The following is a 14935-nucleotide window of genomic DNA, read 5'->3' on the forward strand; positions in this document are numbered from 1 at the left end:
GTTTTGCGAAAGGTCACACATCATGTTCCGCCATGCTCTGTCTGTCGCGCTGCCTGCTGCCTTCATCCTTTCCCTTTCCGCCTGCGGTAACGGCGAGCCGCCGAAGCCCGCGGTACGCCCTGCCATCGTGGTGCAGCCGCTGCCGGCGCGGGATATCACCGAGGCCTATCCCGGTGAAGTGCATGCGCGCCATGAGCCGGAACTGGCCTTCCGCATCGGCGGAAAAGTCAGCAAGCGTCTGGTGGAAACCGGCGAACGGGTGAAGAAGGACCAGCCCCTGGCGGAACTCGATCCTGAAGACGTTCGCCTGCAGCTCGAGGCCACGCGCGCCCAGGTGGCCGCCGCCGAAGCCAACCTGCAGACGGTGCGCTCCGAATACGCCCGCTACAAGACCCTGCTGGAGCGCCAGCTGGTCAGCCAGTCGCAGTTCGACAACATCGAGAACACCTACCGCGCCGGCGAGGCGCGGGTTAAGCAGATTCGCGCCGAGTACGACGTGGCCAGCAACCAGGCCGGCTACGCGGTGCTGCGCTCGCCCCAGGATGGCGTGATCGCCACCCGCCGGGTGGAAGTGGGGCAGGTGGTCGCCGCCGGGCAGACCGTCTTCACCCTGGCCGCCGATGGTGATCGCGAAGTGCTGATCAGCTTCCCCGAACATGCCTTCGAACGCTTCCGCGTCGGTGAGGCGGTGAGCGTCGAACTCTGGTCGCAGCGCGACAAGCGCTTCAGCGGCAAGATCCGTGAACTGTCGCCGGCGGCCGATCCGCAGTCGCGCACCTTTGCCGCGCGGGTGGCGTTCGACGATGCCAAGGTGCCGGCCGAGCTGGGCCAGAGCGCCCGCGTCTACATCCATGCCGAGGGCACCGTGCCGCTCGCCGTGCCGCTCGCCGCGCTGACGTCCGAAGCCGGCCAGCCGTTCGTCTGGGTAGTCGATCCGAAAACTTCCACCCTGCATCGCCGCCCGGTGCGCATCGGCCCCTACGCCGAAGACCGCGTGCCAGTGCTCGAAGGCCTGAAGGATGGCGACTGGGTGGTGGCGGCGGGTGTGCAGGTGCTGCGTGAAGGTCAGGAGGTACGGCCTGTCGACCGGGAGAACCGGTCGGTCAAGCTGGTGGCGAAGGAGTAACGCCCGATGCAATTCAACCTTTCCGCCTGGGCGCTGCACAACCGCTCCATCGTCCTGTACCTCATGCTCCTGCTGGGCATTGTCGGCACGCTGTCCTACTCCAAGCTGGGGCAGAGCGAGGACCCGCCGTTCACCTTCAAGGCCATGGTGGTGAAGACCAACTGGCCGGGTGCGACCGCCGAGGAAGTCTCGCGCCAGGTCACCGAGCGCATCGAGAAGAAGCTGATGGAGACCGGTGATTTCGACCGCATCATCTCCTTCTCCCGCCCCGGTGAATCCCAGGTGACCTTCGTCGCCCGCGAGGACTTCCACTCCCGCGACATTCCCGAGCTCTGGTACCAGATCCGCAAGAAGGTCAACGACATCCGCTACACCCTGCCGCAGGGCATCCAGGGGCCGTTCTTCAACGACGAGTTCGGCACCACCTTCGGCAATATCTACGCGCTGTCGGGCAAGGGCTTCGACTACGCGGTGCTCAAGGACTACGCCGACCGTCTGCAATTGCAACTGCAGCGGATCAAGGACGTCGGCAAGGTCGAGCTGGTCGGCCTGCAGGACGAGAAGATCTGGATCGACCTGTCCAACACCAAGCTCGCCACCCTCGGCCTGCCGCTGGCCGCCGTGCAGAAGGCGCTGGAAGAACAGAACGCGGTGACCGCCACCGGCTTCTTCGAGACCGCGACCGACCGCGTGCAACTGCGCGTCTCCGGACGTTTCGATTCGGTGGAGGACATCCGCTCCTTCCCGATCCGCGTCGGCGATCGCACCTTCCGCATCGGCGACGTCGCCGAGGTCCATCGCGGCTTCAACGATCCGCCCGCTCCGCGCATGCGCTTCATGGGCGAGGACGCCATCGGCATCGCCGTGGCCATGAAGGACGGCGGCGACATCCTGGTGCTGGGCAAGAAGCTCGACGCCGAGTTCGAACGCCTGCAGCAGACGCTGCCGGCGGGCATGGAGCTGCGCAAGGTGTCCGACCAGCCGGCAGCGGTGCGCGAAGGCGTGGGCGAGTTCGTCCGCGTGCTGGCCGAGGCGCTGATCATCGTGCTGCTGGTGAGCTTCTTCTCCCTCGGCCTGCGCACCGGCCTGGTGGTGGCGCTGTCGATCCCGCTGGTACTGGCGATGACCTTCGCCTGCATGTACTACTTCGGCATCGGCCTGCACAAGATATCCCTCGGCGCGCTGGTGCTGGCGCTGGGCCTGCTGGTGGACGACGCGATCATTGCCGTGGAGATGATGGCGGTGAAGATGGAGCAGGGCTACGACCGGCTCAAGGCGGCGAGCTACGCCTGGACCAGCACGGCCTTCCCGATGCTCACCGGCACCCTGGTCACCGCCGCCGGCTTCCTGCCCATCGCTACCGCGCAGTCGGGCACCGGCGAGTACACCCGCTCGCTGTTCCAGGTGGTGACCATCGCGTTGCTGGTCTCCTGGATCGCCGCCGTGGTCTTCGTGCCCTACCTGGGCGAGAAGCTGTTGCCCGACCTCGCCAAGCGCCATGCGGAAAAGCACGGCGGCAGCGACAAGGGCCACGATCCATATTCGACGCCTTTCTACCAGCGCTTCCGCCGTGTGGTGGAGTGGTGTGTGCGCTACCGCAAGACGGTGATCCTGCTCACCGTGGCGGCCTTCATCGGCTCGATCATGCTGTTCCGCCTGGTGCCGCAGCAATTCTTCCCGCCCTCGGCGCGCCTGGAACTGCTGGTGGACCTGAAGCTGGCCGAGGGTGACTCGCTGACCGCCACCACCGAGCAGGTCAACCGCCTGGAAAAAATGCTCGCCGAGCATCCGGGCATCGACAACTACGTAGCCTATATCGGCACCGGTTCGCCGCGCTTCTACCTGCCGCTGGACCAGCAACTGCCGGCGGCGAGCTTTGCGCAGTTCGTGGTCCTGGCCAAGAGCCTGGAGTCCCGTGAAGAGATTCGTCAGTGGCTGATCAAGCACATGAACGAAGACTTCCCGACCCTGCGTACCCGTATCAGTCGCCTGGAGAACGGCCCGCCGGTGGGCTACCCGGTGCAGTTCCGCGTCTCCGGCGAGCACATCCCGGAGGTCCGCGAACTGGCGCGCAAGGTCGCCGACAAGATGCGCGAGAACCCCCACGTGGTGAACGTGCACCTGGACTGGGAAGAGCCGAGCAAGGCGATCTTCCTCGACATCGACCAGGAACGCGCCCGCGCCCTGGGCGTGAGCACTTCGGACATCTCGCAGTTCCTGCAGAGCTCGCTGACCGGCTCCACCGTCAGCTACTACCGCGAGGACAACGAGCTGATCGAGATCCTCCTGCGTGGCGACGAGCATGGTCGGCATGACCTCTCGCAACTGCCCAGCCTGTCGATGCAGACCAGCAGCGGGCGCAGCGTGGCGCTGTCGCAGGTGGCGACGCTGGAGTACGGCTTCGAGGAAGGCATCATCTGGCGGCGCAACCGCCTGCCCACGGTGACCATCCGTGCCGACATCTACGATGACTCGCTGCCAGCGACCCTGGTGAAGCAGATCTCGCCGACGCTGGACCCGATCCGCGCCGAGCTGCCCGACGGCTACCTGCTGGACGTCGGCGGCACCGTGGAGGATTCCGCCAAGGGGCAGAACTCGGTGAACGCCGGCGTACCGCTGTTCATCGTGGTGGTGCTCAGCCTGCTGATGATCCAGCTGCGCAGCTTCTCGCGGATGATCATGGTGTTCCTCACCGCGCCCCTGGGGCTGATCGGCGTGACCCTGTTCCTGCTGGTGTTCCAGAAGCCCTTCGGCTTCGTCGCCATGCTCGGCACCATCGCCCTGGCGGGGATGATCATGCGCAACTCGGTGATCCTCGTGGACCAGATCGAACAGGACCGCGCCCACGGCCTGGACACCTGGCACGCCATCATCGAGGCCACGGTGCGGCGCTTCCGCCCCATCGTGCTGACCGCCCTGGCCGCCGTGCTGGCGATGATCCCGCTGTCGCGCAGCGTGTTCTTCGGGCCGATGGCCGTGGCGATCATGGGCGGCCTGATCGTTGCCACGGCGCTGACATTGCTGTTCCTGCCGGCGCTCTATGCGGCCTGGTTCCGCGTGAAGAAAGAGGCCTAGCTTCAGTACCTCCCTGTAGGAGCGGTCCATGCCCGCGAATCGCGCGCATGGCGCGCTCCTACAGGTCGAATCCAATATCTAACATCGACGTAGGGCGAATAACGCGCAGCGTTATCCGCCGTCCGACGCTCTGAGGCGAATAACCCGACAGACGCGAACCCTTCGGCCTGTCACCCTCGCTGTCCTTTCCTGAGCACGATTCCCAAGCCCGGATCACTCCGTCAGGCTCGGGACATTCATTCGGGAACCGCCTGACTCATCAACGGCGTTGCGGTCCTACAAAGCCACTGCTTAGCGTTCTCTCCGCCACGGAACAGCCGTGGTCAGGTGTGGAAACCTGTGAGCTTTAAGCATTCGCCATAGCAGGGAATGGCCCGGCCTTTTCAAAGGCCGGGCCGACTCTGGCTGTCCATGGCGGACCGTGCGAGGCGGGCTTCGGCCCGGCCGGTCTTTGGCTTAAAGCTCCCGGTTTTCCACCCTTGCACGGTCCGCCTCCCTTTCCGGGATGGCGGCTTTCCAGCTGTAGCCAACTGAGCTGTACAGGGAGAGACCGCATGAACCCTTCGACGATGTTCCCAGCCGACAACGGCCTGAGCTTCCACACCTTCCAGCGCTACGATCGCCCGTTGCGCGGTCTGATGATTGATCGGCAGGCCTGGTTCTCCGCCCGCGACCTCGCGCGCCTGACCAATACCCACTTCTCCGCCCGCGTACCGCGCAAGCTCGACGCCGACCAGTACCGCTGGGTACGGCTCGAAGGCGGGAAAGAGGACGAGCTACTGGTCAGCGAAAGCGGCCTCTACACCCTGCTGCTGGTGTACTTCTACCACCCGGAAAACCGCAACCTGCGCCAGTGGCTGAGCAACGAAGTCGTGCCGGCCCTGCGTGACGCGCAGTTGCCACCGGGGTTCGTCCCCCGCCACGCCGTGCGCGAGGTGCAGGGTTACCCGCTGGCGGTACTGGAGTGGCAAGGCGGCGTCTGGCTACGCTTCGGCGATGCCGCCTGCTTGCTGGGCTGAGAGACGGACGTAGCCATCACGGCGGATAACCCGTTCCGGGTTATGCGCCCTACGGAAAGGGGAACTCTTCGTAGGATGGTGTGGAGCGAAGCGATACCCATCGCTTACGACCCGGCGCGCTGTTACAGGGGAGAGATAAGCAGGCACGAAAAAGCCCGGCAGTTGCCGGGCTTTCCCTTGTCTCGTTCGGATCGAAGTCAGAGCACCCCGAACACCTTCTTCGCCAGCCCGGTGGCCGCTGCAGTCGGGTTCTGGCGGATGGTTTTTTCCTGCTCGGCGATGAGCTTGAACAGGCCGTCCAGCGCTTCTTCGGTCACGTAGTTCTCGATGTTCGCGTTCTTCGCATCGACCACGCCGAAGGCGGCGGCCTGGCTGGCAAAGGCGTTGTACTGCTTGGCCACGCCAACCTGGTCGGTGGCCTGCTTGATGATGGGCAGGAACTTGGCGCGCAGTTGATCGCGGCTGCTGCGGTTCAGGTAGTCGGTGGCGGAGTGCTCGCCGCCCTGGAGGATGCCCTTGGCGTCGGTCACGCTCATCTTCTTCACCGCATCGACCAGCAGCGCCTGTGCTTGCGGCATGGCGGCCTCGGCTGCCTTGTTCATGCTCGCCTCGAGCTGGTCGACCTGGGCACCCATGCCGAACTGCTTCATGGTCTTGGCGGCCTTGCCCAGCTTGCCGGGCAGCTCGATGCGCACGGCGGGGTCATTGCTGAAACCGCCGGGCTGGCTGAGCTGCTTCACGGCCACCTGTGCACCCTGGGTCAGCGCATCCTTCAGGCCGCCGGTGGCGTCGCTCTGGCTGAGGTCGGAGAGGGACAGGGCGAAGGCATTGACGGACAGCAGGGCGCCGGCCAGCAGAACGGGGAATCGCAGCATCGGTACTTCCTTGGCGAAACCCGGCGGTTTGCGAACCGCCGAGGTGGAGAATGGAGGGGGGAGATTAACGGAGGATGGCCGCCGGGGAAAACCCGGCGGCGCGGTGAATCAGCGCACGGGGTCGACGCGGACGCGCAGCGGCTGCGGATCGCTGCCATCGAGTTTCACGCTGTGGCGCTCGGTGGTGATGAACAGCAGGCGGCCGCTGTCCTCGATACGCGCGCTGACGGCGTAGGTGTGGCCCGGTTTGACCTGGTTGCGGTCGTAATCCAGATGGAACGCCAGCGGTACCTGACGCCCGGGCTCCAGTTGCTGCTGGGCCAGATCGACCGCCGGGGCATCGGCCAGCGATACGTCCTGCAGGCTGACGGTGACCTGGGCGGTAGGCGGCAGGGCGATGCGTTGCAGGTAGAAGACTTCGCCATCCAGCGACGCCTTGTCGCCGGAGAAGTTGGAACTACAGGCGGTGAGCAGGCCGGTCATCAGCAGCAGGGAAAGGGTTTTCTTCATGGAGCTCTCCTTTGAACCAAGGGGCGTCAGACCATTGTGCACGGCGATAGTTGCCTCGCACATGACTTGTTCAATGATGTCTGCCCGAGAGCCCTGTTGTTTATCTAGGCGTAGGTTTCAGCATTGGCCAGGAGCTTGCCCTCCAGATCCTTGGCTGAGAGAAGGGGCATCTCACCCTCCAATGGCCAATTGATCTTCAGGTCGGGGTCGTCCCAGCGGATGCAACGCTCATGCTGGGGAGCGTAATAGTCGGTGGTCTTGTATAGAAACTCCGCCGAATCGCTCATGACGATGAAACCGTGGCCGAAACCTTCGGGCACCCATAGCTGGTGTTTGTTTTCGGCACTGAGCACAGCACCCACCCAACGGCCGAAGTTGGGCGAGGAGCGACGCAGGTCGACGGCGACGTCGAACACCGTACCGCTGACAACCCTCACCAATTTTCCCTGTGGCTGCTGCATCTGATAGTGCAGGCCACGCAGAACGCCTTTCGCGGATCGGGAATGATTGTCCTGAACGAATTGCACCTTGCGGCCGATGGCCTCTTCAAAGTGGCTGTGGTTGAAGCTCTCAAAAAAGAAACCGCGGTCGTCGCCGAACACCTTGGGCTCGATTTTCAGAACTTCAGGAAGAGCAAGGGGAGTGGCTTTCATCAGTAAATAGTCTCTTTCAGAATACGTTTGAGGTACTTCCCGTACTCGTTCTTGCAGAGAGGCTCCGCAAGCTTCTCCAGCTCTTGCGCGTTGATCCATTCATGACGGAACGCGATTTCCTCAGGACAGGCAACCTTGAGCCCCTGGCGATGTTCCAGGGTGGCAATGAAGTGGCTGGCTTCCAGCAGGGAGTCATGAGTGCCGGTATCCAGCCACGCATAGCCTCGGCCCATAATCTCGACGGTCAGGTCGCTCGCCTCGAGGTAGCAACGGTTCACGTCAGTGATTTCCAATTCTCCGCGAGCGGAGGGCTTGATGCTCTTGGCTATGTCGATGACGCGGTTGTCATAGAAGTAGAGCCCAGTGACGGCATAACTGGACTTCGGAGTTAGCGGTTTTTCTTCGAGACTGATGGCCTTGCCAGTGGTGTCGAACTCGACGACGCCATAACGCTCCGGGTCCTGAACGTGATAGGCAAACACACTCGCGCCGGCTTCTCGTTGCATGGCGTTGCGCAGCAGTTCATGGAAGTCGTGGCCGTGGAAGATATTGTCGCCCAGCACCAGCGCGCAGAGATCATTGCCTATGAAGTGTTCGCCAATCAGGAATGCCTGTGCCAGGCCGTCAGGAGAGGCTTGGACCGCGTATTGCAGATTCACCCCCCACTGATGCCCATCGCCAAGCAGTTGCTCGAAGCGTGGTGTGTCTTGCGGCGTGGAGATGATCAGGATGTCCCGTATCCCCGCCAGCATCAGTGTCGTGAGTGGGTAGTAGATCATTGGCTTGTCATAAACCGGCAGCAGCTGCTTGGAAATGGCCAATGTGGCGGGGTGCAGGCGAGTGCCTGAGCCGCCGGCGAGAATGATGCCTTTACGTTTCATCGGTGTTGCCTTGTCAATTCATGAACCAGCCGTCGAGCGTGGTGCTGCCATTCAGGCAGTGTCACGCCGAAAGTGCTCTGGAGTTTATGAGTAGCCAGCCGTGAGTTGGCTGGTCGGTGCGCCGGTAACGGGTACTCGGCAGTACTGATTGGCAAGACAAGATCTGCGGGGCACTTCAGAGCAAGGCCTTGCTGCTGTGCTTGTTGCACGATGAATTGTGCAAACCCGTGCCAACTGGTTTCGCCGGCGGCTACCAAGTGATACGTACCGCTGGCTGAGGTGTTCAGTCGGGGAGCGTGGCCCAGGCGCGCGAGCACGAGAGCCGTGATATCCGCTATCAACTCGGCGCTGGTGGGGGCGCCAATCTGATCGGCTATCACCTTGAGTTCGGTTCGTTCGCCAGCGAGTCGCAAGATGGTTTTTGCGAAGTTGTTCCCGCGAGCTGCATATACCCAGCTGGTGCGGAAAATGAGGTGTCGGCAGCCGCTGGCACGAATTGCCTCTTCACCGTCCAACTTGGTTCGACCGTAGATATTCCGGGGGCCAGTCACGGAGGTTTCGGTGTAGGGAGTATGCCCTTCGCCGCTGAAGACGTAGTCGGTGGAGTAATGCACCAACCAGGCGTCCGACTTTGCGGCAGCGGCCGCCATTGCCTGAACGGCTTCAGTGTTTATACGGCGGGCGCCAGCCTCGTCAGTTTCGGCTTTATCCACAGCCGTGTAGGCAGCGGCGTTGACGATGATCTGAGGGCGGAGCTTGGCAATCAGGTCGTTCACTGCCTCAACGCTGTTCAGATCAGCCATTGCCCGATCGCAGGTGATCAGCAGGCCAAGCGGAGCGAGTGCGCGCTGCAGTTCCCAGCCGACTTGGCCGTTAGCCCCGAATAAGAGAATTCTGTTCATGCGTACTGCCTGCCAATCCAGTCGCGATAGGAGCCATTGGTGATATTGGCTACCCATGCCTGATTATCGAGGTACCAGCGAACCGTTTTTCGAATGCCGGTTTCGAAGGTTTCTGCCGGTTTCCAGCCGAGCTCACGCTCCAGGCGGCTGGCGTCGATGGCGTAGCGGCGATCATGGCCAGGACGGTCCTTGACGAAGGTAATCTGCTGGCGATAACTCTGGCCGTCATGTCTTGGCTGCTCCTGGTCGAGGATGTCGCAGAGCGTCGTTACCACATCGAGGTTGGCTTTTTCGTTCCAGCCACCGATGTTGTAGGTCTCTCCAGGTGCACCGGCTTCAAGAACACGCCGTATGGCACTGCAATGATCCTTCACGTACAGCCAGTCACGTACCTGTTGGCCGTCTCCGTAGATCGGTAAGGATTTGCCTGCCAAAGCGTTGTGAATGACCAGCGGAATGAGCTTTTCCGGGAAGTGATAGGGCCCATAGTTGTTCGAGCAGTTCGTCGTCAGGACGGGCAGCCCGTAGGTATGGTGATAGGCGCGCACCAGATGGTCCGAGGCGGCCTTGGAAGCGGAGTAGGGGCTATTGGGTTCGTAGCGATGTTGTTCGGTGAAGGCGGGGGCTTCCGGTGTCAAGGAGCCGTAAACTTCATCCGTGGAAACATGCAGGAAGCGGAAGACCGCCTGTTCATTGCCGGAGAGTTGTTGCCAGTAAGTACGAGTGCATTCCAGCAGGCGGAATGTACCGACGATGTTGGTCTGAATAAACTCATCTGGGCCGTGGATCGAGCGATCGACATGGGACTCCGCAGCGAAGTGGAGAATGGCGCGGGGACGATGTTTTTGTAGTAACTGTTCGATCAGTGCTGCGTCGCCGATATCTCCCTTGATGAAGAGGTGTCGGGGATCGGTTTCCAGGCTTTCGAGATTCTGGCGGTTTCCGGCATAAGTCAATTTGTCGAGACTAACGACAGACTCGTTACGGCCTGCCAACCAGTCGAGCACGAAGTTGGAACCGATAAAGCCGGCGCTTCCGGTGACTAGGATTGTCATGGAGTGGTACCTATAACGAAGTTGGGCGAAGGCGCAAGCGAGCGCCTGCGCGATGCGTCCTGTAGTGGAGTTGCGCAGAGACAGTCATTCCACGATCCGGCCGAACAGGTTCTGGAACATCGTCTGGTCGCGCCCGTCCGTGAGGTCATACAACGAGTAGTAGTGGTTGAGCCTTGCGCCGCCATCGCGGGTCAGCGGGTCCCAGGAGAGATTGGCGCGGCGCATGGTGGAGCTGCTCATCAGCTCATCGAAGGGGATCGATACGTACATGCCCTTGTCGAAGCTGCCTTCGCCGTATTCGTCTTTGCTGGCGGTGGTCAGCGTCACCCAGGCGCCGAAACGCACACCGTTGCGGAACTGCCGTGAAAGGTCCAGGGTGCCACCCCAGTCCCGTGCGAGATAGCGGCCGGCGCTTGCGGTGGCGAGGATGTCTTCGAAGCCGGTCTGCCAGTAGAGGGTGACGAAGCCGGTCGCCGTCTGGTAGTCACGCAAGCCCAAGTGCTGGTCGAAATCGCGCTGGCGCACCAGGTCAAGGTTGGCGCCCAGCGCCCAGTCCTGATTCATTGGGCGGTACAGCAATTCGCCGCCAGCGCCGGCGTACATGCTTTCCAGGTAGCCGCCGTAGACCATGCCGTAGAGGTCCTGGTCCAGCCGTGCGGTCTTGTTCAGCTGGAAGGTCGGCAGGGTGACGTTGGAGGTCGTCATGTACTGACGGATGTCCGTGCGCACTCGCGGCAGCCCGCTGGGGGCGTCGTACTTGAAGTCGTCGTAGTTGTTGATCAGGTTGACGCTGAGCAGGCCGTTCGCCCACAGGCTCGGCGTGAAGCGGTATTCGCTGTCGAGGTCGGCGGTGAATTGGTAGAGGAGGAAGTTGTCCGGCCCGCCGATGCTCTGGTTGTAGCCCAGGCCGACGTTGTAGCTGAACGGGTCGGGTTGCTGTGCGTAGAGCAGCTCTTCCTGCTGCGGCCGCGGTACGTTCTGTTCGGTGCTGCGGCGCAGGTCTTCCAGCGGGCGTTCCTGGTTGGCCACGTCGCGGAATACTTTGCGCGGTACGCTGGTTTCGACCATGGGTTGGCCGTAGCGGGTATCGACGACGGTGAACCACTGGACATCGTCATCGGCACTGTTGTCGAGGATGCGCGCGGTACGGCCGACGGCTTCGGGCGGGTAGAGGTAGCGGGTCTGCTCGCCATAGACCACCACTTCGCTGTTCTTGCGGGTGATGCGTTCGACCTTGTAGCCGGCATTTTCCTCAACGCGGCGGGAGACGTCTGCCCAATCCGCCGAACTGGTACCGGGCTCGGACGTGCGCTCCACCAGGGGTTCGGGGGCCGGGTCGCTGACCTTGGCCGGTGCCGTGCGCGTGGCGAAGTTGGTGTGCAAGGTGATGCCGAACATTGCCGTGTTGCCGCGCTCGAAGGCGGCAGTCAGGTCGATCGCGTCGTTGGCCTTGAAAACCATGCCGATGTTGAAGGGCGAACTCTGCTTCTGGTTGTTGTTCAGCGGCTCGTGCTGGTAGTCGTTGCCGTCGTATTCCAGCTTGAGCGAGAGCGGCTCCCAGGGGGTTTGCCAGTTGATGCCGCCGAAGGGGGAGGGGCGGCCGCGGAAGTAGCTATTGGAGCTCAGCTCTCCCGTGCCCTCGGAAGTAGGCCGTGTGTTGAATCTGTCATCGATCCACCCCAGCGGGTTATCCAGTTCGCCACGGTTGCCGATGTAACCCCAGGCCAGGCCCAGGCTGAAGTCGAGGTCACCGACGCGCTTGTTGCCTACGAGGTATTCGCTGGAGAACAAGCCGGTCCCGCCAATATCACGGCCGCCCAACGCAATTTCGGGAGCCCAACGGCTTTCCTGCAGCAGTCGGAATTTAACGTCGAAGGCCTTGTCCTTGTAGCTCTGATCGCCGCTCTCGTCTGCCGCGCCGTACTTGCGGTTGCTGATCGATGTATAGCGGAAGGTGCCTTCCATCCAGTCGAACGGCTGCAACGAGAAGCTGTAGCGTGAGTAGGGATCGGTGCGGCTGGCGTTGATGCTGATTTCCCCGGCCGGCGCCATGCGCGCAGTGGGGGTTTGCAGCAGGCCGACGCCGCCGAAATCATTCTGGGTATAGCGGGGTTCGGCGCTCGCCAGGCTGGCAACGACCAGCAGGGGGTAAAGACCGTAGCGAAGGTTCATGGTGCGTCCGCCGGCAAGGGCTGGGTGGCGAGAAATTCGGCCAGCTCGCGGTTCAGGTCCGGGGCAATGGCATTGATATCGCTGGTGTTCAGGGGAACCAGCAACACGGCACCGGGAGCGGGCGGAACCGCTTCTTCACGGTTCCACAGGGCAATGCCCAGGCGCGTCACCTGGCCGTCGGGCTGGACCAGATAGAGGTTGTCCGGATCGGCGTCGGCCAATGCGGGGCACTGTTGTGCGTAGCGATAGGCTTGCTGCAACGGAACGAATGGGAGTGCGCAGTCCTGCGATACCGCGCCGACGATGCGAACGTAGTCCGGGCGGGGCGGGAAGATCAGGCGGTCGCCGCCCTGCAGCTTCGGTGAGTGCGCCATGTTCAGTTCGACGGCGAGCGGGTCAAGCGGGTAGATCTTTCGACCGGTCACCGGAAGTGCGCTTACCTGCTCGTTCAACTGCCGCGCGGCGTTCGCCAGGCTGGGGTTGTCCTGCAGTCGGGCCAGACGTTGCAACTGGATCAGATCGAACAGGATGCCGGCCTTCAGCCGCTGTTGTTCCTGCTTCAGGCTTTGACGTTGCCAGGATGCACCGAGCCAGTAACCGAGAGGGTCCACTTGCAACTGCCCGAGCAACTGCCCCAGGCGCAGGCCTTCGGCGATCTGCTTTTCCCCGGGGGAGGGCAGGGAGCCCAGTACTTCGATACGGGTAGCGGCGAGGAGCGAGGTGCTGGCCAGGAAGCAGGCGGCCAGGCAGCAGAGTCGAGCGAACTTCATGGTTGCCCCCGGAGTGGGCGCAGTTGGGTAATGGTGACGTTCAACCCCGGTGCGACCTGCTGCTGGCTCTGCAGGATGAAACCGTCCTTGGGATCGACCCAGTAGCGATTGGTCGACGACATTCCTTCGATGGGCGCACTCAACTGCTCGTCGATGCGCACGAGAGCCAGGTCTTGATCGAGAATTCGTACAGTCTCGGTGCCGCCGTGGGAGAGGTGGCCATTGACGAGGACGCCCAGCTGATAATCAGGTCCGAGATCGACGCTGCGTTGGCTCTGCTGGCCGTCTGTGATCCGGTGCAATCCCCGGTGGAAGGGTGAATCAGCGCCGAGGCTTGTGCTCAACAGGTCATTCGGGAAGCCCAGGGTGCGCACCACGATGCCATCCTGCAGCAGCAGAAATTGGCCTGAAGAAGTGCGCCAGTACTGCAGGTCGCCCTGGATGCGTACCAGGGCCATCACCGCCGAGCCGTACTCGGTGGTGGCCTGGATCTGGTAATAGGGCAGGGCTTCGACCTGAGCGCGGGTCAGCTCCAGCGGCGCTGGGCGGCTGAGGCTGGCGCCGAGGGTGTTCAGGGAACCTTGCATCAGGGGATTGCAGGCGCACAGCGAGGCGGCCAGAGAGGCCAGCAGCGGCAAGCGAAGGGCGTTCATGGCTGGAGGTCAGTTGTTGTTTGTGAGGTTGCGCTGCACGGTCGAACCGGTGCCCAGGATGCCGGCAGACGGCACCAACTGGCTGATCAGGCGGTTCCAGCGCGTCACGCCGGCCGGGCCAACGTAGACCACGTCCTGCGGCTGCAGCTGGAACTGCTGGGCCAGGATGAACGCGGTGGGCGAGTTGGCGTCGAGCTGGAAGACTGTGGCGCGTTCCTGTTCGAGGTTCTCGACTCCGCGGATGACATAAACCGCCTTGCCGCTGGCCGTGGTCTGGTTCAGGCCGCCGACACTGCCCAGCGCATCGGCCAGGTTCATGTCGCGGGTCTTGAAGGTCAGCGCGCGCGGGGCGTTGACCTCGCCCATCAAGTAGACCTTCTTGCGGTCGTTGTAGGGCAGATAGATGCGGTCGCCGTCCTTCAGATAAAGGCCGTACAGGTCGGAGCCCTGCGCGGTGTTCAGGGCATCCAGGTTCAAGGGGTAGACCTGGTTGCCGCGCTGTAGGGTCAGGCCGGAAAGGTCGGCATTGACGGTGTCGAGTTGGGCGGCACCGATGGCTTCCATCAGGGTCAGCGGCGTCGTGGTGATCGCTTGTGGCCCGGCCTTGATGAAGGCGCCATTGAGCAGCACGCGCTGGCTGGCGAAGCGCAGGATGGCGATATCGACCTGCGGCTCTTCCACATAGGCCGAGAGTGCCAGGCTGATGGTCTTACGGACTTCTTCGATGGTGTGCCCGGCGACTTGCAAGGTGCCAATGTAGGGGTAGAACAGCGTGCCGTCGGGCCGGACCAGGCGCCCGTTGGCGTCGGTCTGTTGTTGCTGGCCAGCCGGAGAGGTGAGCTCGGGGTGGTCCCACACGGTGATGTAAAGCAGGTCACCGGCGCCGATCTGATAGCTCTCGGGGTGGAAGCTGGTCAGCTCCGTCGGGATCGACTCCGTCTTCTGTGTCGCGGCTTCGATCGTGAGCAGTTTGGGAGTGATCTGCACCAGTTGGACGCGGCTGGATTCAGCCGAGTCTTCCTGCGTCAGTCGCCCGGTATCCAGGTACTGGCCGGGGGAGAACATGCAGCCTTGCAAGGCGAGGGCGGTAAGGATAGCGACGGACAATGGACGAATCATGACGAAGCCAGGATAGGAAATGGAATGGACAGTGAGGCTTCCTCAGCGGCGTTTGGCAGCGGGAGCCTGGGAGGTGGCGCAGGTTAGCAACCGACTTGGAAGGTGGCTGTCAGAAAAGAGAGAGG

General features: G+C 62.6%; 13 protein-coding genes. 3 read left to right on the forward strand and 10 right to left on the reverse strand.

Annotated elements, in window-relative coordinates:
* Positions 1-22 precede the first annotated feature (22 nt).
* The 3 genes from IB261_RS07885 (at position 23) to IB261_RS07895 (ending at position 5220) form a co-directional block, all read left to right on the forward strand.
* Positions 23-1126, forward strand: a complete 1104-nt coding sequence (locus IB261_RS07885; protein WP_081517850.1) for an efflux RND transporter periplasmic adaptor subunit — start codon at positions 23-25, stop codon at positions 1124-1126.
* Between the two features lie 6 nt (positions 1127-1132).
* A complete protein-coding gene (locus IB261_RS07890; RefSeq protein ID WP_192381876.1) occupies positions 1133-4201 on the forward strand; it encodes an efflux RND transporter permease subunit in 3069 nt (1022 codons plus the stop codon).
* Positions 4202-4755: 554 nt separating this feature from the next.
* Positions 4756-5220: a BRO-N domain-containing protein gene (locus IB261_RS07895; RefSeq protein WP_225605990.1), complete on the forward strand. Its 465-nt coding sequence runs from the start codon at positions 4756-4758 to the stop codon at positions 5218-5220.
* A 197-nt stretch (positions 5221-5417) separates the two neighbouring features.
* On the opposite strand, the gene IB261_RS07900 is transcribed toward IB261_RS07895, so the two are convergent.
* The 10 genes from IB261_RS07900 to IB261_RS07945 all read right to left on the reverse strand — a co-directional run bounded on the left by IB261_RS07900 (position 5418) and on the right by IB261_RS07945 (position 14810).
* Positions 5418-6095, reverse strand: coding sequence for a DUF4197 domain-containing protein (locus IB261_RS07900; protein WP_192381878.1), 678 nt, complete (start codon positions 6093-6095; stop codon positions 5418-5420).
* Between the two features lie 108 nt (positions 6096-6203).
* The gene (locus IB261_RS07905; protein WP_192381880.1) at positions 6204-6605 is read right to left on the reverse strand and encodes a YbaY family lipoprotein; all 402 of its coding nucleotides are present in this window, start codon (positions 6603-6605) and stop codon (positions 6204-6206) included.
* 104 nt (positions 6606-6709) lie between these two features.
* Positions 6710-7258, reverse strand: coding sequence for a dTDP-4-dehydrorhamnose 3,5-epimerase (gene rfbC, locus IB261_RS07910; RefSeq protein ID WP_192381882.1), 549 nt, complete (start codon positions 7256-7258; stop codon positions 6710-6712).
* Complete coding sequence (gene rfbA, locus IB261_RS07915) at positions 7258-8139, reverse strand: glucose-1-phosphate thymidylyltransferase RfbA (RefSeq protein WP_192381884.1); 882 nt, start codon at positions 8137-8139, stop codon at positions 7258-7260. The genes rfbC and rfbA overlap by 1 nt, the downstream gene beginning before the upstream one ends.
* Positions 8136-9041, reverse strand: a complete 906-nt coding sequence (gene rfbD / locus IB261_RS07920; protein ID WP_192381885.1) for a dTDP-4-dehydrorhamnose reductase — start codon at positions 9039-9041, stop codon at positions 8136-8138. The genes rfbA and rfbD overlap by 4 nt, the downstream gene beginning before the upstream one ends.
* Positions 9038-10096, reverse strand: coding sequence for a dTDP-glucose 4,6-dehydratase (rfbB, locus tag IB261_RS07925; RefSeq protein WP_192381887.1), 1059 nt, complete (start codon positions 10094-10096; stop codon positions 9038-9040). The genes rfbD and rfbB overlap by 4 nt, the downstream gene beginning before the upstream one ends.
* Before the next feature lie 84 nt (positions 10097-10180).
* Positions 10181-12268 (reverse strand): YjbH domain-containing protein, encoded by a 2088-nt coding sequence (locus tag IB261_RS07930; protein ID WP_192381889.1) that lies wholly within the window; start codon positions 12266-12268, stop codon positions 10181-10183.
* Positions 12265-13038: a capsule biosynthesis GfcC family protein gene (locus IB261_RS07935; protein WP_192381891.1), complete on the reverse strand. Its 774-nt coding sequence runs from the start codon at positions 13036-13038 to the stop codon at positions 12265-12267. The genes IB261_RS07930 and IB261_RS07935 overlap by 4 nt, the downstream gene beginning before the upstream one ends.
* A complete protein-coding gene (locus IB261_RS07940) occupies positions 13035-13691 on the reverse strand; it encodes a YjbF family lipoprotein (RefSeq protein ID WP_192381893.1) in 657 nt (218 codons plus the stop codon). Before IB261_RS07940 ends, IB261_RS07935 begins: the two co-directional genes overlap by 4 nt.
* A gap of 9 nt (positions 13692-13700) precedes the next feature.
* Positions 13701-14810, reverse strand: a complete 1110-nt coding sequence (locus IB261_RS07945) for a polysaccharide biosynthesis/export family protein (protein WP_081517857.1) — start codon at positions 14808-14810, stop codon at positions 13701-13703.
* Positions 14811-14935 lie beyond the last annotated feature (125 nt).

It is taken from the genome of Pseudomonas sp. PDM20, from assembly GCF_014852575.3.
Taxonomy (GTDB): Bacteria; Pseudomonadota; Gammaproteobacteria; order Pseudomonadales; family Pseudomonadaceae; genus Pseudomonas.